Raw genomic sequence first — 23557 nt, 5'->3', positions numbered from 1 at the left:
GTGAGTGAAATCATAAACAACGGCAGGGGAGTGAGGTGAGTAACTAAGAGTGGGCGGAGGTCGCCCGTGCCTTGCGCAAAGAGGTTAAGACCGCCATCCGTGGCCCGCGTAGCTTTGCGACAGGCGTCAGCGCCCGTCGCTGTTCAGGTTCCGCTACATGCTGTCAGCGCGGTGCCAGAAAACCCATTAACGTCGACGGATCCACGAATAGCGGGAGTGATAGCCGCTGCCATGGTGGGTATTGAAGCGGTAGCTTGAACCGCTTTCGGCCATGCAGTAGGTGCAGACATTGACGTTATCGATCTGCGAAGCCGGCACACCCGCGTTTATCAGCAACTGCGTCGCCAGCGCAGGCAGATCGAACCAGACACCCTGCTGGCGGGCAGCGGCCTGTGGACGTTGCGCCAGAGGATTAACCGGCTGGTTCTGGTGCCAGCGCAGCCCGCTGGCCAATGCCGGGTTCTGCGCAATCTCCGCCAGCTGCGGTTCGGCCAGTTCATAACAGCAGGGGCCCATCGCCGGACCGATCGCCACCATCAGGTTCTGCGGCTCACAGCCCTGCTCGCACAGTTTTTCAACCGCGCGGGTCAGCACACCCGCCAGCGTACCTTTGAGTCCGGCATGAACCGCGGCCACGATCCGCTGCTGGCGATCGGCGAACAGCACTGGCAGGCAGTCGGCGGTGTAGACCGCCACCGGGCGCGTCCCGCTGCCAATCACGCCATCAGACTCGCAGCTTTTGGGTGGGATGTTCTCAATATCGGTGACCACGGTCGCGCTGTGGCGCTGATGTCCATAGGCGGCCTCAGCGGGTGGTGGCTCTCCGGCTGGCTGAAACGCATATTCGAGCCACTCCAGCGAATCGAGCAATGGCGAGCGCGGGATCACGGCCATAGGAATCTCCTGTTATAACAGCGTGCGTTGGGCTGCCCACAGCTTACGTTAACTGCTACATTTTTGAAGCTTCTCCTCAGACCTTTCTCACCTTAAGGATGAAATGATGAAAACCTCCGCAAAACTGGCTGCATCCGGACTGGTCGCGCTGCTGCTTACCGGCTGCGCCTCGTCGACACATCAGACCGCGCAACAGCAACTCGGCCAGCAATCGGTGCTGGCGGTAAACTGGTTCCAGCAGTCTGGTGAATATCAGGCGCTGACCTGGCAGGCATTTAATACCGCGCGTATGGCGTTTGATCAGGCCCCCTCGCTGACCGGCAAACCCAAAGCGGTGATTGTCGATCTGGATGAGACGATGCTGGATAACAGCGCCTACAGCGCGTGGCAGGCGAAGAACGGCCAGCCGTTCAGCAGCAAAACCTGGTCAGCCTGGACACAGGCGCGGCAGGCGAAAGCGGTGCCGGGCGCGATAGAGTTTGCGCGTCATGTCACACAGAATGGCGGCACGCTGTTCTATGTGTCGAACCGCGATCAGAAAGATTACGCGGCCACGGTCGCTAACATGCAGCAGCTTGGCTTCCCCAACGTCAGCGATAAAACGGTACGTCTGAATACTGACAGCTCCAATAAGCAGGCGCGTTTCGATGCCATTAAAAATGCCGGCTATAACGTGGTGCTCTACGTTGGCGATAACCTCAACGATTTTGGTGGCGCGACCTGGCATCAGGGTAATCAGACGCGTCGTGATTTTGTGAATTTTAACCATCAGCAGTTTGGAACGCAGTTCATCGTGCTGCCGAATCCGCTCTACGGCGACTGGGAGAGCGGAATGGCGGAAAACTACAATAAACTGACGCTCGAACAGCAGCTGTCTGTGCGGGAATCGCGCCTGCAAAGCTGGAACGGTAAATAATTCGTCAAGAAAAAGAGCCTGACCGTGTCAGGCTCTGTTAAAACATGGTCCTGATTTACTTTCTCCCGTCACTATTTTGCTGCAAATTAAATTAATTATCTCTTGCTTCATTCTTATCTAAAATCAGGCATATCTGACTGGCTATCAGCAATTAAGCCGGTTGATCGTGCTAATGGTTAATTTTTTAATTAAGAGTATTCCTGGTAAAAAGCAGGCCGGTTGGTATGGCAGTGAATATCCCCTTGGTTAATGATTGTATTTTTTTGTCAGCAATAACTTTAGTTTATTATATTTTATATTTTAATCTATTGATATTATTGAACTTAAAATGATTACCGCTAATTATTTCACTTCTCTGCTGCTTAATTAAATTTACTCACCCCTGACTCTTACTGACGACATATTGACAAATAGCATGATGTTAAAGTGCTGTGAAATATTGCTCGTGCATTGGTAATGGTTAGCGGCTATAACCTTTTTCTGTGACTCAGTTCTTATTTACCTGGCGGCTCACGCTTTATTTGTGAGCCGATACACTTTGTGGTTAGCCAGGATGCGACATCCCGGTAGTAGAGAGAAGATGATTGTGACGACACTTAAACCCTTATTAGCGAAAAATCGCAGTTGGGCATTACAGCGCCGCCAGCGTAATCCAGACTACTTTAAAAAATTCCTTCATCAGCAAAAGCCGCACTCACTCTGGATAGGTTGTTCTGATAGTCGCGTTCCGGCAGAAGTCTTAACCGGCTCCCATCCTGGCGAACTCTTTGTGCATCGTAATATCGCCAACATGGTGATTGAGGACGATGACAATTTACTGAGCGTGCTGCAATACGCGCTCTTTTTTCTCGGTGTAAAACGCATTGTATTAAGCGGCCACTATGGCTGCGGTGGGGTGGAAGCCGCGCAGAATCTGCCGGGCAGCGTGCTGGACGGGCAGGAGAGCGCGCTGGCGAGACGCATTCAGACGTTGCGTCATGACATTCAGCATGGCCTGGCGGAAAGCCCCCCTTCAGACGCGGAGCCGGGTGAACAGCTCGATCGGCTGGTTGAGGCCAACGTTAAGGCGCAATTCGCCAGACTGGTGAAATCTGAACCGGTCCGGCAAATCTGGCAATCGGGCCAGGAACTGGAGGTGTTTGGTTGTGTGTATGACCTGCGCTCCGGCCATCTTAAAGAGCTGATTCATCAATCTGCAGAGGAACCTTCATTATGAACCTCGATACCCTGCGTCGTGATATTCCTGCGGGTCTGGTGGTGTTTCTGGTCGCCTTACCGCTCTGTCTTGGCATCGCACAGGCCAGCGGATTACCGCCGTTTGCCGGTCTGCTGACCGGTGTGATTGGCGGCCTGGTGGTCACATCACTGAGTCCGTCCCGGTTTGCCGTCAGCGGCCCGGCGGCAGGCCTTGTCACCATCGTCGTCGCCTCAATGGCGTCTCTGGGCAGTTTTTCCGCCTTTCTCACCGCGCTGATTATCGCCGGAGCACTGCAATGTCTGTTTGGCCTGCTGCGTGCCGGACGGTTTATTTCGCTGGTGCCGGGCAGCGTCATCAAAGGGATGCTGGCAGCGATCGGCTTGTTGCTGATCATGCAGCAGATCCCGGTGGCGCTGGGAGCCGCGGGCGATGCGGAGCTGGTTTCACTGGTGACCGGTGAGATGACCTTCTCGCTGCCTGCGGTAGCGGTAGCGGGTGTCGGCCTGGCCATTTTATGTCTCTGGACCACCGCACCGGTGAAGCGGATCAAAGCGCTGGCCTGGATCCCTGGGCCGCTGATTGCCGTGCTGATAGGCTGCCTTGCTACCGTCGTGGGTGGACGGCTGTTCCCGGAGATGACCAGCGGTCTGGCGCGTATTTCGTTGCCCGCTTTTGACAGCATTTCCGCGCTGGTAGCAGAGCTGGAAACCCCCGACTGGATGGCCTGGCAGAATCCGCAGGTCTGGGTTGTTGCGGTAACCTTAGCCCTGGTCGCCAGTCTGGAAACGCTGCTGAGTCAGGAGGCGCTGAAAAAACTGCGTCCTCAGACGCCCGCGCCATCGCCTAACAAAGAGATGTTCGCGCAGGGCATCGGTAACCTGGCGGCCGGTTTCCTTGGCGCGATGCCGATAACGGCGGTGATCGTGCGCAGTTCGGTTAACGTCAGTGCGGGCGCGCAGACCAAACTGTCGATCTTCATTCACGGTGTGCTGCTGCTGATTTGCGGTATGTGGTTCAGTGAGATGCTGAACGCCATTCCGCTGGCCAGCCTCGCTGCCGTGCTGCTCTATACCGGCTACAAGCTGGCGACACCCAAACTGTTTATTGAGCAGTTCCGGATGGGCGCCCAGCAGTACGTGCCGTTTCTGGCCACCATCGTCGGTATTATTACGCTGGGCATGCTGGTCGGGATTGGTATCGGCATCGCCACGCAGATCCTCTATAGCATCTATAAAAGCCATCGCAACGCGCTGCAGCTCACCCGCTATGACGACCACTACGTGCTGCGCTTTCAGCAGAACCTGACCTTTATGCACAATCCAAAGCTGCAGGGATTGCTGGATGAGATCCCGGAGAACAGCGTGGTCATCGTCGATAACGACAATGCGGAATATATCGATCCCGACGTCAAAGCGGTGCTGAAAGATTTTGGCGATAATGCCGACAAACGCGGCATTCGCCTGAGTCAGTGGCCGGTTGCCGTAAAATAGCGTTTAGCGCAACGGTAAAGTCGTCAGAACAGCAAAAATCGGATATCTCGGATATCCGATTTTTTTATTTGCGATGCATAATAGAGCCCCAGTTTTTGCTGTCATCTGATGGGTTTAGCCTCAAAACGGTAACTTTTCTGAGTTAGCCCATGAAACGAGGTTTTATCGCCGGATGACATTGAGGATATTCAGGATTTAATCATTCTGACACCACGCGCCTGTCCAGGCTGGCGTGGACAGCCAGCCTCTCTGTGACAAGGTCCGGATGTATGCGCATACAGCTGTTTGAAGAGCACAACGTTAAGAAGAACGCATTTTCACTGTTTTTAATCACGTTGCTGTTTTGCTTTATCGGCGGACACCTGCGCTTTCCACAGGAGCTGTCGCTGTTCTGGCCGGTCAACGCGATCGTCACTGGCGTGATCGTCCGGAATCCTTTTCTGCATCAGACCCGCTATTACCTGGCCACCTTTGCTGCGATGGTGTTAAACGACATCGTTTTTTCAGGCTGGGCGCTCTCTGCTTTTACCCTCAACATGGCGAATCTTCTGTTTGTGCTGGTGGCGGTGACGCTGCTGGTAAAACATCTTCAGCACGACTCCGGCAGCGAGCGTATAACCAGCGTGCTGCGCATTTTTCCGGCCTGTCTGCTGGCCGGACTGGCCTGCGCCAGCTGGGGGGCGCTGGCGCAGCAGGCCGATTTTAACAGCGGGCTGGTGACGGCCTGGGGCGAATGGTTCAGCGAACAGTTCTCAACCGGGCTGATGCTGCTGCCCTTTTTGCTGACGCGCGACTGGGCGTCGCTGTCGCCCCGGCAGTTTATGCAGATGCGCAAGCTGGCACCGGTTGTCGCCGTGATTTTTTCGCTGATGATTGGCGCGATGATGGGCGGCGCAGGCAGCCTGACGTTCCCGGTTCCGGCGCTGGTCTGGTGCGCCATCGTGCTGCCGATGCCGCTCACCAGCCTGGTGATTTTGCTCACCGGCATTAGCGAAATCATTCTGGTTTCGCACGGTGTGATGAATATCCAGGGCGATGACAATATGCTGCCGATTACCCATCTGACCTCGGCACGGCTGGGCGTGGCGACCATTGCGATCAGCCCGCTGATTGTGGCGGTGAGCATGGATGCGATTCGCCAGCTCAACCAGCGTCTGGCGCTGCGCGCCAACTATGACTTCCTGACCCGGCTGTTGTCGCGTTCCGGCCTCTATGAAAGTCTGCGTGCTGAGCCGATCTTCCCGGACCGCCGGGCGGGCGTGATCCTGCTGGATGTCGACTACTTCAAAGCGATTAATGACAATTTTGGTCATGATGCGGGTGACAGCGTGCTGGAAGAGATCGCCCGCCGTATGCAGCGCGTCGTGGGTAAAGAGGGGCGCATCTGCCGTTTTGGCGGCGAAGAGTTTGCGGTGGTGCTGTTCGACCAGAATCCGGAAAAGCTCTACTTTCTTGCTGAGAGCATCCGGCAGAAGATGGCGAAGGAGAAGTTCTGGCTGCAGGGCAGTACGGCCACGGTAACCGTCAGTCTGGGGCTGGCGCATGGCAGTGCCGGTGAGGCGACGGAGTGGCACCGCGTGATCAACCGGCTGATCTCCGCAGCCGATAAAAATCTCTATCTGTCGAAACGCAATGGCCGCAATCAGACCTCACCGGTTAACTACCGTGCCATCACCAGCGACGTGGCATAACGCCACGCCGCCGGGTTGTGTCAGCTGACGCTGCTTTTCAGGGTACTGGCCTGCTGGTGGCGTTCAATCGCCAGGTCGATCAGACGACTGATCAGGTCCTGATAGCTGAGTCCGGCCGCCTGCCACAGTTTCGGATACATGCTGATATTGGTGAAGCCGGGCAGGGTATTCACTTCGTTGACGATAATTTCGCCGTCGTCAGTTAAAAACACATCGACGCGCGCCATGCCAAAGCACTCCAGCGCGGTAAAGGCCTTGATGGCGACCTCACGAATCGCATCGCTGGTTTCCGATGAAATGGCTGCCGGGACCACCGTCTGCGCACCGCTCTCAGAGATATATTTGGTGTCATACGAATAGAAGGCGTCATGCACCACCACTTCACCGCAGGGGCTGGCTTCAGGGGCATCGTTACCCAGCACCGCACACTCGATCTCGCGGCCTTTGATACCCTGCTCAATCAGCACCTTGCGGTCAAAGGAGAAGGCCAGCGCCAGCGCGGCATCAAACTCTTCAATGCTATCCACTTTGCTGACGCCCACGGATGAACCCTGGTTGGCGGGTTTGATAAACAGCGGCAGACCAAAGCGGGCAATGACTGCGCTGGCGTCCAGCTGTGCACGCTGGGCCTGGGTGACGCTCACCCACGGCGCGACTTTGAGGCCGGCGTCGCGCAGCAGGCGTTTGGTAAAATCTTTATCCATGCTGACCGCAGAGCCCAGCACGTCGGAACCGACGAAGGGTAACGAGGCCATACGCAGCAGGCCCTGCAGGGAGCCATCTTCACCCAGCGTACCGTGCACGATAGGGAAAATAACGTCGATCTGCGAAAGCGGATGGGCGTTATGACGGGTGATGATCTGCTGCTGAGTTGTGCCGGGCACCAGCGCCACATCTTCAGCGGCGTGATTCAGCGCGATCAGCGCCGGATTTTCAGCGTTAAGTAAGAAGTTTGAAGCATCGTTAAGACGCCAGTGTCCCTGCTTATCAATGCCCAGCAACACCACGTCAAACCTGGTTTTGTCGATCGCCTCAAGGATATTTTTGGCCGACTGTAACGACACCTCATGCTCAGCCGATTTCCCGCCAAACACGATCCCTACCCGCAACTTTGTCATCAATTTTGCCCACTGAAAAAATCAAAACCACAAGATAGCATGGGCTTCGCGAGGGAAAACAGGGCAGGGCGACAGATAATTGTGGGCAGGCGATTAACCCTCGCCACTCACCAGAACGCTGCCGTTGAGCTGCCCGACCTGACGCGGGTGGCAGCTCAACGGCCCGCTCGCAAAGGCCACTTAATCTCCTCTTTAAGCTGATGCAGGCGGGGTGTCTGGTTTAACTTAACCTGATGCAGAGCCCAGCCTGACTTCAACCTGATGTTCCTGGCGATGGCTTTCCAGCGCTATTTCGTCACCGTCACACCGTTTGCCATCCAGCCACAGCTGATAGGTGCTGTCACCGCGAGTGACCCGGATGTTGTAGATCCCTTCACCCTCACGGTAGACAATTTTTATCTCTGACCAGTCAGCGGGAAGCTGTGGCCGGACAGACAGCGCGTTGCCGCGCCGGCTTATCCCAAGCAGACTCTCACTGATAAGCTGATAGGTCCAGCCTGACGAGCCGGTATACCAGGTCCAGCCGCCTCGCCCGCTGTGGCCTTCGGCCGCATACACATCCGCAGCCATCACATAAGGTTCCGCTTTGTAGATCGCCATATCCTGTTGATTGCCACTATGATTAACCGGATTAATCATAGAGAGCAGGGACCAGGCGCGCTCTGTTTCACCCATCGCCGCAAAGGCCATAATCGCCCACAGAGCCCCATGGGTGTACTGACCGCCATTTTCCCTGACGCCCGGTAAATAACCGCGAATGTAGCCCGGATTTGGCCCTGCGCCATCGAAAGGCGGAGTGAGCAATTTAATCAGCCGGTTATCCTTATCAACCAGATGCTGATAAAGCGCCTCCATCGCTGACCGGCATCTGGCGTCCTCGCCTGCGCCAGAGAGTACCGACCAGCTCTGGGCAATGGCGTCTATCCGGCACTCACTGTCAGCATGTGAACCGAGCGTCTGGCCACTGTCAAAAAAGCCGCGCAGATACCATTCGCCATCCCAGGCCGCATGGTTAAGCGCGGTTTTGAGCGCCTGCGCATTGTCCAGACAGTGCCGGGCGGTATCGGTATCGCCGAACCGCACAGCCAGCGCGGCAAAGCGGTCCAGAACCGTATAGAGGAAGAAGCCGAGCCAGACGCTTTCACCCTTGCCGGCAATCCCGACGGTACTCATACCATCGTTCCAGTCCCCGGAGCCCATCAGCGGGAGGCCGTGCTGGCCGAAATTAAGGGCGTGGTTAACCGCGCGAACGCAGTGCTGCCATAGCGGTTCATTAATCTTACTGACGCCCGGAAGCTCATAGACAGACTCTTCGTCCTCTGCCAGCAGGCGACCTTCAAGGTAGCTGACGGGCTGTGACAGCAGCGCAATATCATCGGTTGCCTGCACATAGCGGCACAGCGCATAGGGCAGCCACAGGTAGTCGTCGGAGCAGCGGGTTCTGACGCCGCGGCCAGCAGGCGGATGCCACCAGTGCTGTACATCTCCCTCGATAAACTGGCGGGATGCACACAACAACAGCTGATCGCGCAGCCGCTGCGGGGCAGCGTGGGTCAGCGCCAGCGTATCCTGCAACTGATCGCGGAAACCAAAGGCACCACCGGATTGGTAATATCCGCTGCGCGCCAGCAAACGGCTGGCCAGCGTCTGGTACAGCAGCCAGCCGTTTGCCAGTAAATCGACCTCCGTTGCCGGCGTCTGGATTTGCACTTTAGTCAGTAGCTGGTGCCAGTGCTGTTTAACCCTGGTCAGCTCGTTCTGAGCCTCCCCGGTGGAGAGGAACTGCTGCATCAGCGCGGTCACTGCACTCTCATCCTCACCGACGCCAAGGGCAAAAACAAAGCTGCGGCTGTCGCCGTCAATCAGTGTCGTCAGCGTCTGCAGCGCGGCGCAGGGATCCAATCCTGCCCCGGTGTTACCTGACAGACCACGAACATTCATCATCGCGGGCTGCCGTGTGGTGCCGTTACGGCCCAGACACTCAAGCCGGTTGCCGCTGTACGCAATCCGGGTACCTGTGACGGCAAAAAAAGCGGTCCGCGCAGAGCCCGTGCTGTTATAAAAGTTTCTGGCCAGAACCGCGCTGCCTGTGGCGATAGCGGCAGGGGACGTCACCACATGCCTTGCGGAGCGGCTCGCCAGCTCACCCAGAACCCATTCGACGTATCCGGTAATCGACAGATTACGCGTTTTGCCAGAGAGGTTACTCAGCGTCAGCAGGGAAAGTCTGACCGGCACCTCCTCTGCCACGAACACCGTTAACGTGCTGCTGATGCCATACTCCGTGTGTTCAAACGTGCTGTAACCGAAGCCATGACGGGTCAGATAATCCCCCTTGCCGCGAACCGGAAGCGGCGTGGGCGACCAGACATCACCCGTCTCTTCATCACGCAGATAAAGCGCTTCGCCAGAGCTGTCACTGACGGGGTCATTGTGCCAGGGCGTCAGACGATATTCATGCGCGTTTTCATACCAGCTATAGCCCTGACCACTCTCGGAAATGACGGTACCAAGCTGGCTGTTGGCCAGCACATTGCACCACGGCGCAGGCGTCTGCTGCTGGCCGGAAAGAATGATGTGATATTCGCTGCCGTCCTCGTTGAAGCCACCGGTGCCATTAAAAAACTGCAACCGCTCCGGCGAAAAGGTGACGGCTGCAGGCGGCGGCGTCTTACTGACCGATGGAAACGCAAAAGCCGGCGGGGTGCGCACCGGTTTTAACAGCGTGCTGAGCTGATCGGCGAGGCTGCCGTTCCGGCCTTCCAGCACGACCGCCGCGACGCTCAGCAACAGTTGCAGATCGTCAGCGGAAAAACTTTCGCTTTTGCGGATAAATATGCCGCCAGGTTTGTCCGCCTGCTGCCGTTCATCTCCGGCAGGGATCAGGGTCGTGAGCTGATTGAACAGGTTCTGCTGGTACCCGCCCTGGTCGCTGTTCAGGATAAGCAGATCGACCGTCAGTCCTTTTTGTCGCCAGTACTGGTGCGCCTGAATGAGCGTGGTGACCAGGTCGAGTTGATTAATGTTTTCTATCCGAACCAGAAGAATCGGCAGATCACCCGAAATCGCATGGCGCCACAATGACTCCTGGCCCAGCCGGTTCTGCATCAGCGCGTCTGATTCGCCACGCATTTCGGCGCTGGAAAACAGTACGGCACTGGCCAGCTGATTAAACAGGCTGGTATCTTCGGTGCGGATATTCAACTGACGCAAGGCGACCTGACTGTGGGACCACGCCAGTTCAAACACCCGATCGGCGCTGATGTGGTTACGGTACTTCTCAATCAGCGCAATAGTGGTGTCACGCTGAAGTGTCACACCGTAAAGCATATCGATGGTGACGGCCTCTCCCGCTTTTAACGTCACTGACTGGCGAATTGATAACACGGGATCTAACACCGCTCCCTGCTGACCCGTTAATTCACTGCCCGGCATCAGCGCCTGAGCATCGGCTGGCGTCCTGCCGCGCCCGAGAAAACGAGCCCGGTCGGTTTCAAAAGAGGTCTGGCGGCCGGTATTGCCATGTATCGCCATCGCGTGAAACATCCATGCCGTCACTTCTTTCTCTTCACGTGGCCGACGGTGAGCCAGAATCGCTTCCAGCCTGTCAACGATCTCAGTCTGGACGAACAGATTACTGAACGCAGGGTGGGCCATATCGCTGGCTGCTGGTGCCAGTACCACTTCGGTGTAGCTGGTGATATCAAACGGGCGGGTCTGACGGGAACGGTTAGTGACCGTGATGCGTCTGATCTCCACATCATCTTCCGGGGAGACCACGATATGCGTGTGAATGCTGAAGGTGGTGCCTGAAGCGTCAAACTCAATCCCGGCATCATTGAAACGGGTTTTATAATGCGGACGCTCGCAGCAGGTCGGCTGATAGCTGTGAGCAATCACTTCGGCGGATTGCTGATCGGTAACGTAACAGAACGTTCCGTAGTTGTTGCTGGTGCTATCCGCACGCCAGCGGGTGAGTGCCAGCCCCTTCCACTGGCTGTAGCCTGTCCCCGCGTGCGTCACCATCAGATGATAATCTGCATTGGAAAGCAGCTGAAGTTGTGGCTGGCGCGGATCTGAACCACTGAATTCACGCTGGTCGGGAATGCTGCGCTGCTGTTTAGGGTCACTGTTTTCGACAAAACTGCGGCGTGGGGTATAGAGCTCAATATCATCAGGCACTTTTTCCTGAAGCAGCAAACGCGACGACTGAAACAGTGCGCTGGACATAAAGCGCGCGACCATGGGCGCATCCAGCAGCTGGTGAGAGAGTGCTAGCAATCCCATCGCCTGGTGATGGGCCATATACGATTTGACGATCGCAAATGGCTGACCGGGAGCCAGTCGATCCGCGGTGAAATCCAGCGCTTCGTAATAACCGTAGTCACCGCTGGCACCCATTTTTTTAAGTCTTATCAGATTAGCCGTCGCCTCCTGCGGCAGCACCATCAGCGCCAGCAGCGTCGCATAGGGCGCAACAACATGATTGTCATTCAGGCCGCGTTTCAGACCCAGTTCTGGCGTACCAAATGCCCGATACTGGTAGTTATGATTGACGTCAAACGCAGCGTAACCCGATTCCGAAACGCCCCAGGGCGTATCGGTGCTGTTACCCGAGACAATTTGTTGCCTGACCGCCGATAACGCCATCTTTTCCAGCAGCGTGTCGGGGTAAACCGGCATGACCAGGTGCGGCATCAGGTATTCAAACATTGAGCCGCTCCATGACATCACGGCGGGCTGGTTATTCAGCTGAGTAAATAAGCGACCCAGTACAAACCAGCTCTTGGCCGGAAGCTGGCTGGTGGAGATAGCAAAGTAGTGCGTCAGGCGGACTTCTGAAGGGAAAAGGTCATATTTGCTGGCGTCCAGCAGACCGCTGTCCATGTTATAGCCCACGCTGAGTAAAGACGTGGCCGGATAATAGAGAAAGCGGAAGTCCATACTGGCGTGATCGCTAAGGCGGCTGTCCAGCTCCAGCAGGGCAGCCATCCGTTCGCGGGCGGCCCATATTGCAGTCTCTGCCTGTTTTTCCGGGAGTCCGGGGCGGTTCAGGTTCAACTCAGCGAGCCACAGCAATGACGGAATGTCGGCAGGCAGTGGCGCATCCGGGCTAACCCAGCTGAAAAGGAGGGACCACTCCTGAGTAAAATCGACCAGCTGCTGCTGGAAAAGCGCCGGCCAGTTTACCCGCGTTGTCGGAAGATAAGCCTGTTCTGCCAATACGCTTAATGCCAGCAGAGCCTGCATCCCGGCGTGAAAATCGACGGGCGAAGCGCGCTGCATCAGGCTTAACTGCGCATCGATTTGCTCCACAATGTCGCTGCGGGTGTCGCTCAGTTGGTCTTTAAGCAGTGAGAAGGTATCGGAGAGACCTTCCAGGATACAGGGGAGAGACATCACCGGCTGGTATTTCCACTGCGCCAGGCCAGCCTGAAGGGTCACAAGGTGAGCCGCCATATTACCGCTGTCTACGGTTGAGACGTAGCGTGGGTTCAGTGGTTTTAACGTCTGGGTGTCATACCAGTTATAAAGATGTCCTCTGAAATGCTCCATTCGATCAAGGGTATCGAGGGTGTCGAGAGTACGGCTGATGACCCGATTCTGGCTGATATAACCAAAATCCCATGCCGTCAGGTTTGCCAGCAGCGACAGGCCAATGTTGGTCGGTGAGGTCCGGTTGGCCACCCGCGACTCCGGAATCTCCTGCAGATTATCCGGCGGCAAATGGTTGTTGTCACTGCTGGCAAATTCGTTAAACCAGGCCCAGGTTTTACGCGCGGTGCGACGCAAAAAGAGGCGCTGTTCCGCTGAAAGGCTGCCTGGCTGAGCGCGTTTGGGCTGGCTCATGCGGCTCAGTAACGCGGGGGCGACCGCCCACAATAAAGCGAGCGCCAGTGCGACATGCGTCATCGACGGCATGCTCAGGCTGGTCAGGAATACCAGAGCCGCGCCTGCTACCGGATTAATCCACATGCGGCGGTAGAAATGGCGCACATCAGGCTCGACAGGTTTCAGTGATGAAGCGCTCTTCCACTCGTTCAGGTAGCGATGGCTGATAGTCAGGCGCCATAAGGTCACGATAATCGCCTTCAGCGACCAGTAACTCTCGTGAGGCAGGATGGCCAGCGCCAGGCCAGCGCGGGAGAGGCGGTTAAATGCATCGGTGACCAGCATGGATAAATGCTGCCGCCAGGCACGCGTTTTACTTTTCGTCACCCCATCGATCACCAACGCTGGCAGTCCTGGAAGCAGCAGAAATAGCATGATGCACCCGACCCAGAATATTGGATTCGGTACTATCGTACACAGCATAAACACCAGCATCAGCAGGGCAGGCGCCACCAGGCTGCGGCGCAGGTTGTCTGTTAATTTCCAGCGGGAAAGCGCACTGAGCGGGTTCTTTTGACGACTGCAATCTTCCTGCCGCACCTGCAACCGTAGCCAGTTAAGGAGCTGCCAGTCGCCCCGCACCCAGCGAAATCGTCGGGCAACATCGCTCAGATAACTATCCGGATATTGTTCATACAGGACGACGTTACTGACCACACCGGAGCGGGCATAGCACCCCTCAAGCAGGTCATGGCTCAGCACCAGATTTTCCGGACAGGTATTGCGTATCGCCCGGCTAAAGGCAGCGACATCGTAAATACCCTTGCCGACAAATGAGCCTTCACCAAACAGATCCTGATAAATATCGGATGAGAGTGAGGAGTAAGCATCATTCCCCGGAATGCTGCTGCACAGCCGGGCATAGCGGCTCTGACCGTTAACCGGTATCTCTTCAGCCAGACGAGGCTGCAGGATGGCATAGCCTTCAACCACCCGATTTTTGACATCGTCGAATACCGGCGCATTGAGCGGGTGGGCCATGACGCCAATCAGCTTATGCGCTGTCTCACGCGGCAGTATTGTGTCGCTGTCGAGAGTAATCACATATTTAACGATGTGCAGCTGCGTCTGCGTGGCACCTACCGTGACGCTGAAGGCGTTTTCTTCACCCTGAAGCCAGCGATTCAGGGCATGGATCTTACCGCGCTTTCGTTCATACCCCATCCAGACGCCCTGAGAAATATTATGGGTGCGGTCACGGTGTAACAGGGAGAACAGCGCAATATCCGATTTACCCCCGCTGTAGCGCCGATTCAGCGCTTCCGTTTTCAGCACGGCGTAACGGATAAGCGCGGCGTCATGATGATGGTCCTGTTCGGCGCTATCGGTAAAGTCGGTCAGTAACGCAAAACTGATATTCGCTAAGGCGTTACCGAGATAGCAGATTTCCAGAGAGCGCAGCAGGGCGTCTGTTCCCTCATTGCTGCTGAGTAAACAGGGGATAACTACCAGTGTGCGGTCATGCTCCGGTACCGCCAGAGAATAATCGAGTCGGGGCAGGGGAAGGGGATGGCGGCTACGGGTGGTTAACTCGCTCAGCAACTGCAAGGCTAGCTGGCTGCTGACAATGATGGCGGGCAGCACCAGCAACCACAATAAAGATGCCATGCCCGCCTGATGGGTGCTGTAGAGCATCTCAGCGGTAAACGCGGTTGTCAGCAGTAAAAGGCTGCCTAACCAGGAGAGTAAAGGAGTCTGGCTCAGATGCTGCCGGCTCCTGTTCAGCCACGTTACTTTAACGTCAAGCTGCTGTTCCAGTTGCTGAAATCCTTTATCCAGCAGGTAATAGCCGACATGCTGCTGACGCAGGGGAAGATCAGGCTGGCTGGCCAGCGTCAGCACAGCCTGGGCGACTTCACGTTCATCAAACCGACTGTGCCGTGCCAGACGTTCAATCACGTGGCGGTAGTCATCGCGACTGTCAAAATGCATCAGCGGGTATGTCCCGGTGGGATCCTGCTGCAGGACTTTTTCAACCAGGCTGACGGATTCGACAAAGGCCTGCCAGTCAATTTCGCCGAGTTGCCGCAGGCCGGTAATACTGTTGCTGACAGAGAGCTGACTCAGGGCCAGCTGCCGGTTGAACTGCTCAATGACTTCCGAGGTTTTCCGGCCGGTATTTTCCAGCTGTTGTTCGACCCAGGTTAACGCCAGAGTATTGTTCTGGCCACTTAATCGCCGTTCAAGTTCAGCGACGAAAGCGCCGGAAACCTGCGGATTCTGGCGAGCCATATCAGCGATGACCAGAATAACTTTTGACGCATCTTCGGCGGCAGTGGAGAGAATATCGCTGATCCACTGCTCCGCTTTATTACGTTCCTGATGTACCCTGGCGACGTCAGCCGCAATCCGGGCCAGATTGTTGATAAGCGCAAACCGTAACATGGCAGGCAGGGCCCACAGTTCGCCGAGCAGCAGGGGCGTAACGCGCTGGTAGGCAGCGATAAAAGGATGCAGGACGCTGGTTTCCAGGCGGCCATCACTGTGCTTAATCATCTCCTCGGCGATAGCCTGGATGCGCAGGTAATGAGCCGACTCCTCCAGCATGGGCAGTCCTTTACCAAATTTTGCCGGTAACAGGTGCCGGACCAGGCGGATCTGCTCTTCAATGATGTAAAAATTATCCAGTATCCAGACGGCCGCCGGTGTCTGGCTGCGCTTATCGCCTTCACTCAGGATCTCTGCGCTGCGCGTCAATGACAATTCATTATCTGCCAGCTGCTGCAACAGTCGGTAGGACCATTTTCCACCCGACAGATTATGCGTTTTCGCTAATTTTTCGCCGTAGTTATCCATCTGTTCAGCCGAAAAAATATCTGGCCGGTGGGCCTGATAAATACCTTCAGTCGGGAACAAAGGAAAATGCTCATCGGGTAATTCACTTTCCCGGCTGAACCACGTCGTCAGTTTTATTTTCACACTCATTTCCTTGCGCTTGCGCAGCAGCTGGATCCGGAAAAAAAGAAAGGATGACAAAAAGGAGCCAAAAGAAGGGCTGGAGGTGATAAACAGGTGTAGATGATATTGATTATAGTCCTGTTTCCGTTATTCGTAGCTATCCTGATTAACCGGCTGGCGTTCTTTTATGGCGATAAAATAAAGTTAAAAAAAATAAACAGCTGCCTTCTCCTCACCTTAGCCCTGTTTAACATCAGAGCCGACAGATAAAAAAATTAATTTACCTCCACTGTGTTACGCTGAGGGAAACATTTCAGAGGATAACGACATGACCTGGTTGAGCTTTCTCTTCGACGCGCTACACAGCAGCGAAACCAATACACAGTGTCCGGTGTGTAAAAAGTTTTCCAGACAGTCTGTAGCTAAAAAGAATAAAGGACAGGCAGTCTTATGCCCTCACTGTAAGTCATTGTATGTTATATAAAGTCCGTCGTCTTTTTATGTTGCGATCAACAGGCAGCAGCAAGTCATACTGTTTAACCTTATCCCTCATTGAGACAATATCTTCGTAACATGTATTTCAATGTGCTGATAACTCTGCATTATCTTTCATACTCGGTGAAATAACGCTTTGATTCACCCTGGTCGAGAAATTCGAATGGTGAAAGTTGAATAATATCTGGTCCTGCAGACCACACTTCATTAACTCTTGAGATAATATCGCCTTCCTGAAGCGTCAGAAGGTTATTAATGCGTAACACAGCAAATCTGCCATTTTCAAATTCGACCTGATACAACGCAACTTTCTTCAACGGCATGATGGTTCTTCCACGAATTACCCGGCAGCAGAGTTCAGCACTCGATGAACTTTTCATGATAAACCTCTAATCTATTCATACTCTTCTGTTCAATAAATTAATCTGCAGCATTGTGGATCTGACCTCAGCGCACACGTTGTGCAGATTTCAATTGGCCCATCTGGACTGCATTTGTTCATATCCGTAAATATAGCGGGTTTATGAAAATAATCTGATACACCCTCTGCAGGGTTAAAAAGTGACGCCGGGGTACCAGTCGGGTTATCAGAGTTAGGATGAGTAGCGTCTTTTACAGGGAAAATAGTGGGTAAGAGAGTGTGGGGTTAAGCAGGGAAAGGGAGAGGTGAAACCTTAGTCCAGGTACCGGAAGCTGAAAATGCAGTGCTAAAAGCTATCAACTGACTCGTCGCCGCAACCGATGAGGCAAACCGGACCACTAAGCCGCTGCAGGATGGGGTTGATATCAGCATTGCAGCTGATGACGAGATCGCGTGTCTGGCTGAGTGGAACTAACATTGCAGCGGGTTTTTTATTACCCATCAATGAAAGCCACTTCAGACAGACGTGAACCCATCCGGCAACTGATTACTATTGTGATTAACGGTTTTTACCCAAAGCTCGATAATGAAGGTTAACAAGCTATCGATTGTAAACCGGGATAGAGTACTGACAGGCTAGGGGAAGGATTGGGTTCACAATTTATCCTGACCCAATTTATCGCTAAAAAAATATTAACTCGTGTCGTTACAGTTGAGGATGTTAAGCGGTAAGTCAGAGTTGGTTCTTCACTATTGTTGAAGGTTCTCATAGTGCAAGGATAGACTGAAGGGGTTTAAGTCTCATCAAGCCGGATGCAAAGTAGATTTCTGATGGACTATTCAAAGGTTTTCCTAATGAATCTGGATATGGTCTATTTCCTCGTAGAAAAGCCACTCGGATCCTATTTGATTTAAATCAAGAGACATTGATTAATATGTGAAAGGATGCAAAATGAGCTCTGCAAAATCATTTCTTCTAAAATTCGGTAAGTTCATTGGTATACAAACTGCAAATATTTTTGAAGCCATCTCAACAGGGATTTTCTCATTTGCTGCATTTTTCTCTTTGTTCTTACTTGATGGCTGGCTGTGGAAAATTGTTGGTTTCTTCGGGTTCTTCATGCTTGCCTACTTTGTTGCTTACCTGATGGATAAGCTAAAAGGAGAAGCATGATCGGTATGGGGTGTGATCCGTAATTTAAGCTATCAAACAGCAATGCCGTGATACTGATTGTGACTTTCTTTGTAGTCGCCAAAGATACCAATAAAACTATAAAGCTGACTATCAAAGCCAGGCTGATCCATATCATTAGTAGGATATTTATTAGCGAATTATGCACGGGTGGCGGAGGTCGCAGTCGCTGCCAGGATTAATTACTGCTTCGGTTAAGATCGTGGCTTAAGTAATAGAAAAAGTATGTATAGGCCGTATGGACGTTAAACACAAAACTATCCTCTCCAGAAGCCTGATGTAGAATGCTGAGACTATAGTTCCATAATGGCTTACAGCATTTTTGTATGTTTAAGTTAATTTTCTCAGTTAAATGATTCAGTATGGACCGGGCTAAACAGAGGCATTAAGATATTTATCTTCATTTGTGTCATGAAAACAGTATGGATACGACAGAGCAAATAAATGGAAGATACTTCTTTGATGGAATGAGTGTTGATGGTGATGAGCTTCTGTTTTGGCTTATACTTGATGAGTTCAAAAAAACTTTAGTGGAATAGCTGATATGGTTGCAGTCGCGTCAATGCTGGCAAGCTTCCCTGTGATTCCAGTCAGAGGTAAGCTGGATGCCCAAAAAACCACACGTGGAACCAGCCCGCTATCTCTCGCAAGCCGAATGCTTATTCGCCAGCGTTTTCAGAAAAAATGTCGTACTATTACCTGGAAAAAAATGGTGCGCGGTGAATGGGCATATACAACAAGTGTCGGGGCATATGTTGGACGTTGGGTGCCCTGGATTGGCGCTGTGTTAACTGCATATGATCTTTCGATTATTAGCCGCAATGTTGTTCATCGATATATGCTGATTACAGGTGAAAAAGGATAAGGCTGGTTATGAGTAAAGTTGAAAATGTTCATCGTCTGATAAATAAATACTTTTGGGAAATGCCAGATGATGCATCCCTGAGTACAGGTAAAAATTGCGTTTTGCCTGAAGAGGCTTTTGATTTTTTTGAAGAATATGCTGAACTATTTAGTGTTGATATGAAGCGATTTGATTTTCGTCTCTATTTCCCGGCTACACGAATCCCTTTTTTGCCGAACGCTATTTTGCCAAAATATTTGCGCACCGATCATCATCAGCCTGAGCCTTTAACTGTTCAGATGCTGATTAATTCCGCTGAGGCGGGGGAGTGGCTTTACTAAAATGTGATGCAGTAGAAGAGATCGTTAATTTTTTATAAAAAATCAAAGGTTAGAAAAAAATTAAAAGAGGAAAGTGGAAGGTAGTTAAAACTCCTGACTATACAGAGGTTGCTATCGATATGAACGCTACTAATAGCGCGCTATGGCAGTGAGTTTACGCAGCATTGCTGGGAGCTTACTACTCATTAATGGCTTGATATCTTCATCCGGCGTCTCATTAGGTACTTGAATGAGAAGGACTATTCCACAGAAATTTTATTTTCAAACCTTCTATAGCTACACTTTTAAATTCCATAAGGCGATGTCGAAATTATCATATTGCCTGGTAATGCTAAAGACGTTTCGTCATACCCAGGCAGAGGTCAGCAGCAGATGCTGTTATTATGATCTAAATTATATCCACTGAAATTTTTTACAAGTAATAAGACTGATTTTATAAATCTGAATATTTTTTTAGTTGGCCTCATCTTTCTGCGGCATATCGTTACTTTTTTGATCAGTCGTTATCTTGCATATAGGTTTGTAGTGAAGAGTTGATATCTTCTTTCTGTTTTTTCTTGGCTTTTTCTCTCGCTTCCCTGCTGTTACAGGCCAATTGGTAAGCGAATCTGAGAGTATTTCAAGAAAATGATGCATTAACTTGTCCCTCTATTTTATACAGTTTATGAATCCTAACTATATTAGCCTGGTAATATTATTAATTATCTTGAATTACAGTGACGTGCACCTTGTTACAAGATTGGTAGCAAGTGAAGAATCGGATCGCTACTTCACTTTTCAGCCGTTATGAACATACGATTAATTTTTTGAAAGCCGTCAACGATTTATACAAAATGGCATAAAGCCTATCGTTGATGGTGAACAGGTATGAGTATCGACTCTTCACCATTTCAGACACAGGGATTGTGGCAGATTTACGATACAGACGGTAATTTTATTTGGCTGGAAAAAACTATCAGAGCTTCTCCCTATTGATAAGCGAGTTGCTTTACATACTTCTGAGGTTTTTTGCTTTGTTTAGTAGTTTTGTTTCACCTGCTTAAAGCAATCAGCAGCGGCATGATAAGGCTGTTGAGGAAAATGCACCGCCACTTTACCGCCACTCAGAAATTCAGATACAACAAAACCGCTTCAATGAGCGGCTTAACTGGATGTTTTTTATTGTGAAATTTGGTGGCCCCTGCTGGGCTTGAACCAGCTACCAAGCGATTATGAGTCCCAATTCGAAGCGAGTGAAATCAGTAACTTACTGATTTATATGTTTTCTTAAGGCCATATAGTGATGAAAAGTGGCACATAGCGTTAAGCTATGCTGCCACTTTGCTGCCATTTCTCCAAGGATCTAAACCAAATACCCCACAGGACCTAGACTTTAGGATGTGCTAAAATTTGGTTAAATCTGTGACTTTAAGTTATTAGTGAATTCCCTACTGCGGATAGCATCTTCTTTACTGAGGGATAGACTTGCTTCTACAGATTTTATTATCTTACATGATTGAATGAATACAGGAATTAGATTATTTGTATCCTTGGCTATGGAAAGAACCTTACTTCTATTTCCATTGTTTGCTTTCATCATAATCATGTACGCAATATATGCAACATGATATTTATATTCTTTATATTTTTTTTTGATTTTCTTTTCTCTAAATAATGTCTCCAGCCTGCTAACGATTAGGGCTGAAAGGTAGTACATATCCAGATTTTTAGATGAGTTAAATAATCTTGAGCTATTGCTAGATAGTATCTCACCATAATAACGATGAGTGCTTTGTGGCTGTTCCAATATCAATGACACAAAAGCTTTTACTTGTGCGGCTAAAGTTACGACTTGAGACGGTTTTATTTGTGGATGCCCCAAATACTCTTTTGATCTACGTTCATAATAAATAGGGGTTGAATATCCATTTGATAACGCTTTGTAATATTCTTCTAAATCTTTATGGAATGGTTTTAAAGATTAAAAAGCCTCATCTCTAACCTCTGTTTGTCTATTGTTAGCCCTAATGATATTGTTTATGACGGATTGTTCATTGGTTTCAATTATTTTTACAATGAGGTAAATTTCGTCATTCAAAACATCTCTATTCTCAAATATAACATTACTTGATTGGCAGCCGTTGACAATTTGGAAGTCAGAAAGTTTTAACTTCGTTCCAACTTTATCAACCTTCTTTGAAATAATGGTTATTCCATTATTTAGCAAGGGAAGCAATGATTGAAGAGTGCTGTCTCTAAGTGTTTTACTAATTTCCTGATTTACTTTGTTCTCGCCTTGATAATCTCTTACATTATCGTAGAACAACCCCTTTGCAAGTAATCCATCATCATTGGTAATTAGTTTAATATAATCCTTAATAGGGACGCAGCCTATGAATGACTGCCTCACTTCTAATTTTTCTGAGACCTCGGGTAAGACTATTTGAGTATGAAAAGGTATTTCTTTAACTGATTTTCTGCTTAATTCTCTATATGATTGTTTTAATCTCTCTGCATCATAAAATTCAATTTTTGATTTGTTGGAAAAGAGATTCCTTTCATCAAGATCTTTAAGTTCTCGTTCAACCTTCCCTTGTATTTGTGTTGGTTCCTTCCATTCGCCAGTGGTCACAAAAAATAATTTTAGGATTGGTGCATTATCAAATGAGATTGAATGTTGATATATTTTCCTTTTGAGCTTTCTTAATTTATTTATTTTTTCATTTTCCGGTATTGAAGGCTGCTCATCAAAGAGGCTTTTAACACCAAAAATAAAGTTTCCAATTTGGTCTCCACGAAACTTATTAGAGTTCTTTGATTGAATAAGTGCAAAGGTTACATCAAGACTTCCATTTCTCTTAAGAAGGAAATCAATTTCTTCAACACTATCAACAATAGATCCGTTTACTATTATAGCTGCACCATCTATTGCTAAATCATCTCCTCCACCTGTGGAAAGGTCATCGACATTCAGTTCTCGTGGGTATAATTTAGAAATTACATTGAAGTTTGAGAACTTTTCAAACTGTTCATCTTCATTTAATAATGTATATTCGTTTTGTTCGCTGAAGCTAGTTATAAAATTTCTTAATATTTCATCTTTCATGTAAAACTCCATTTAATTAATCGATGAATAAATAGCTGGGGTTGGAATTTAAACTTTGATGCTTAGATTGATGACTCTGAGAAAATAACGCAGGTAAATGAACTGATTTTTTCGTTAAAACTTAACATATCACTAATTTTCGTTTTTTCAATCCAAATCTACTTGGATTAATGGATTGAGTTGCTTAGCTTCTGATAAGTGATCAGGAGCGAAGTGTGCATACCTCATCGTAACCTTGATGTCTGTATGCCCCAGAATCCGCTGAAGCACAAGGATATTCCCGCCGTTCATCATGAAATGAGATGCGAAGGTATGGCGCAGAACATGTGTCAGTTGCCCAGCAGGTGTTTCGATACCGGCGCGCTGCATGGCCTTTCTAAAAGCTGAGTAACAAGATTTAAAGAGCAGTTGCGCTTTCCTACTCGATGGCAGTTCAGCCTATAATTTTTCAGTTATCGGCACCGCTCGGTTTTTCTTGCCTTTAATTTTCACGTAGATGATCTGACCGGCGCGGATTTGGTTTCCCTTCAAGCCTTCCGCCTTTCTCCATCGTGCGCCAGCTGCCAGGCATATTTTCACAATAGTCGTCAGGTCTTTGGAGCGGCTGTTCTCACATTCGGCGAGGAGGATTCTGATTTCCTCAATGGTGAGATATGCCATCTCTGATTCACTGATCTTAAACTCGCGTACGTTCTCTAATGGGTTCGGTGCCGTCCATTCATCTAACCGGCGAAGCTCGTTAAACATCGCCCTGAAATACGCCAAATCTAAATTCACCGTACGCGGCGTAACCGTCTCACTCTGCTGGAGCGGGTGATTTTGCCGCTTAACTGCTGCTCGCGATAAGACGCAAAAATTTTCGCATTAAACTCGGTTGCGAGTGGGTTTCCCATCGCCTCGCAGGCGAATGCCATTGTGGTTTGCCGCTTCTCACCATCCGCCAACGTAATGCCATGTGTGTTGAACCACAATTCATCCAACTCAATTACTCGCCGCTTATCTGCTTTCTCTCCCAGCCAGGGCTTATTTTGAGCCTGCTCTTTTACGAACTTCTCATAGGATTGTGCTTCGCCCTTAGTTGCAAACTGGCGGCGAATCCTTTTGCCGTCACGGCCATTTGGGAAACTGCGCCAGACCATTGG

The 23557-nt window shown here is 50.8% G+C and carries 16 protein-coding genes and 2 pseudogenes; 9 read left to right on the top strand and 9 right to left on the bottom strand.

Annotated features, from left to right (window positions below):
• Positions 1 to 186 precede the first annotated feature (186 nt).
• Positions 187 to 894 (bottom strand): purine nucleoside phosphorylase YfiH/LACC1 family protein, encoded by a 708-nt coding sequence (locus ACMGGP_RS15245; RefSeq protein WP_346438574.1) that lies wholly within the window; start codon positions 892 to 894, stop codon positions 187 to 189.
• A 103-nt stretch (positions 895 to 997) separates the two neighbouring features.
• Here ACMGGP_RS15245 and ACMGGP_RS15240 point away from each other — a divergent pair, with 103 nt between their 5' ends.
• From ACMGGP_RS15240 to ACMGGP_RS15225, 4 genes are all read left to right on the top strand, one after another.
• Entirely contained in the window at positions 998 to 1810 is an 813-nt protein-coding gene (locus ACMGGP_RS15240; protein WP_498798615.1) for a 5'-nucleotidase, lipoprotein e(P4) family, read from the top strand.
• Positions 1811 to 2396: 586 nt separating this feature from the next.
• Positions 2397 to 3026: a carbonic anhydrase gene (locus tag ACMGGP_RS15235; RefSeq protein WP_010699770.1), complete on the top strand. Its 630-nt coding sequence runs from the start codon at positions 2397 to 2399 to the stop codon at positions 3024 to 3026.
• A complete protein-coding gene (locus tag ACMGGP_RS15230) occupies positions 3023 to 4498 on the top strand; it encodes a SulP family inorganic anion transporter (RefSeq protein ID WP_010256584.1) in 1476 nt (491 codons plus the stop codon). The genes ACMGGP_RS15235 and ACMGGP_RS15230 overlap by 4 nt, the downstream gene beginning before the upstream one ends.
• A 269-nt stretch (positions 4499 to 4767) precedes the next feature.
• Positions 4768 to 6189: a GGDEF domain-containing protein gene (locus tag ACMGGP_RS15225; RefSeq protein ID WP_010256586.1), complete on the top strand. Its 1422-nt coding sequence runs from the start codon at positions 4768 to 4770 to the stop codon at positions 6187 to 6189.
• 20 nt (positions 6190 to 6209) lie between these two features.
• On the opposite strand, the gene ddlA is transcribed toward ACMGGP_RS15225, so the two are convergent.
• Positions 6210 to 7307: a D-alanine--D-alanine ligase gene (gene ddlA / locus ACMGGP_RS15220; protein ID WP_187500583.1), complete on the bottom strand. Its 1098-nt coding sequence runs from the start codon at positions 7305 to 7307 to the stop codon at positions 6210 to 6212.
• Between the two features lie 225 nt (positions 7308 to 7532).
• Complete coding sequence (locus tag ACMGGP_RS15215; RefSeq protein ID WP_498798614.1) at positions 7533 to 16118, bottom strand: GH36-type glycosyl hydrolase domain-containing protein; 8586 nt, start codon at positions 16116 to 16118, stop codon at positions 7533 to 7535.
• 307 nt (positions 16119 to 16425) lie between these two features.
• Here ACMGGP_RS15215 and ACMGGP_RS15210 point away from each other — a divergent pair, with 307 nt between their 5' ends.
• Positions 16426 to 16581, top strand: a complete 156-nt coding sequence (locus ACMGGP_RS15210) for a YnfU family zinc-binding protein (protein ID WP_216844881.1) — start codon at positions 16426 to 16428, stop codon at positions 16579 to 16581.
• Positions 16582 to 16699: 118 nt separating this feature from the next.
• Here the strand turns inward: ACMGGP_RS15210 and ACMGGP_RS15205 are convergent, their stop codons facing one another.
• Positions 16700 to 16972, bottom strand: coding sequence for a hypothetical protein (locus ACMGGP_RS15205; RefSeq protein ID WP_223566104.1), 273 nt, complete (start codon positions 16970 to 16972; stop codon positions 16700 to 16702).
• A 369-nt stretch (positions 16973 to 17341) separates the two neighbouring features.
• Here ACMGGP_RS15205 and ACMGGP_RS15200 point away from each other — a divergent pair.
• The 4 genes and pseudogenes from ACMGGP_RS15200 to ACMGGP_RS15185 all read left to right on the top strand — a co-directional run.
• Positions 17342 to 17428, top strand: a pseudogene (locus tag ACMGGP_RS15200) (hypothetical protein); the annotation flags it as partial.
• Between the two features lie 477 nt (positions 17429 to 17905).
• On the top strand, positions 17906 to 18127 hold the full coding sequence (locus ACMGGP_RS15195) for a hypothetical protein (protein ID WP_045139600.1): 222 nt from the start codon (positions 17906 to 17908) through the stop codon (positions 18125 to 18127).
• Positions 18128 to 18567: 440 nt separating this feature from the next.
• A pseudogene (locus ACMGGP_RS15190) lies at positions 18568 to 19010 on the top strand (STM2901 family protein).
• Positions 19011 to 19018: 8 nt separating this feature from the next.
• Complete coding sequence (locus tag ACMGGP_RS15185) at positions 19019 to 19330, top strand: DUF1493 family protein (RefSeq protein WP_498798613.1); 312 nt, start codon at positions 19019 to 19021, stop codon at positions 19328 to 19330.
• Between the two features lie 1393 nt (positions 19331 to 20723).
• Here ACMGGP_RS15185 and ACMGGP_RS15180 read toward each other — a convergent pair.
• From ACMGGP_RS15180 to ACMGGP_RS15160, 5 genes are all read right to left on the bottom strand, one after another.
• On the bottom strand, positions 20724 to 21191 hold the full coding sequence (locus ACMGGP_RS15180) for a hypothetical protein (RefSeq protein ID WP_498798612.1): 468 nt from the start codon (positions 21189 to 21191) through the stop codon (positions 20724 to 20726).
• Between the two features lie 99 nt (positions 21192 to 21290).
• Positions 21291 to 22415 (bottom strand): AIPR family protein, encoded by a 1125-nt coding sequence (locus tag ACMGGP_RS15175; RefSeq protein ID WP_498798611.1) that lies wholly within the window; start codon positions 22413 to 22415, stop codon positions 21291 to 21293.
• A 147-nt stretch (positions 22416 to 22562) separates the two neighbouring features.
• Positions 22563 to 22847 carry a tyrosine-type recombinase/integrase gene (locus ACMGGP_RS15170; protein WP_498798722.1) on the bottom strand — a complete coding sequence of 95 codons (285 nt, stop codon included), beginning with the start codon at positions 22845 to 22847 and terminating at the stop codon, positions 22563 to 22565.
• 6 nt (positions 22848 to 22853) lie between these two features.
• Entirely contained in the window at positions 22854 to 23192 is a 339-nt protein-coding gene (locus ACMGGP_RS15165) for a phage integrase (protein ID WP_498798610.1), read from the bottom strand.
• Positions 23189 to 23554, bottom strand: coding sequence for a phage integrase (locus ACMGGP_RS15160; protein ID WP_498798609.1), 366 nt, complete (start codon positions 23552 to 23554; stop codon positions 23189 to 23191). The genes ACMGGP_RS15165 and ACMGGP_RS15160 overlap by 4 nt, the downstream gene beginning before the upstream one ends.
• Positions 23555 to 23557: the final 3 nt, after the last annotated feature.

This window comes from Curtobacterium sp. BNK-1, from assembly GCF_048685235.1.
GTDB lineage: Bacteria > Pseudomonadota > Gammaproteobacteria > Enterobacterales > Enterobacteriaceae > Pantoea > Pantoea agglomerans.
Note: the sequence above shows the minus strand (reverse complement) of the source record. Positions and strands in the feature narration are given on the sequence as shown.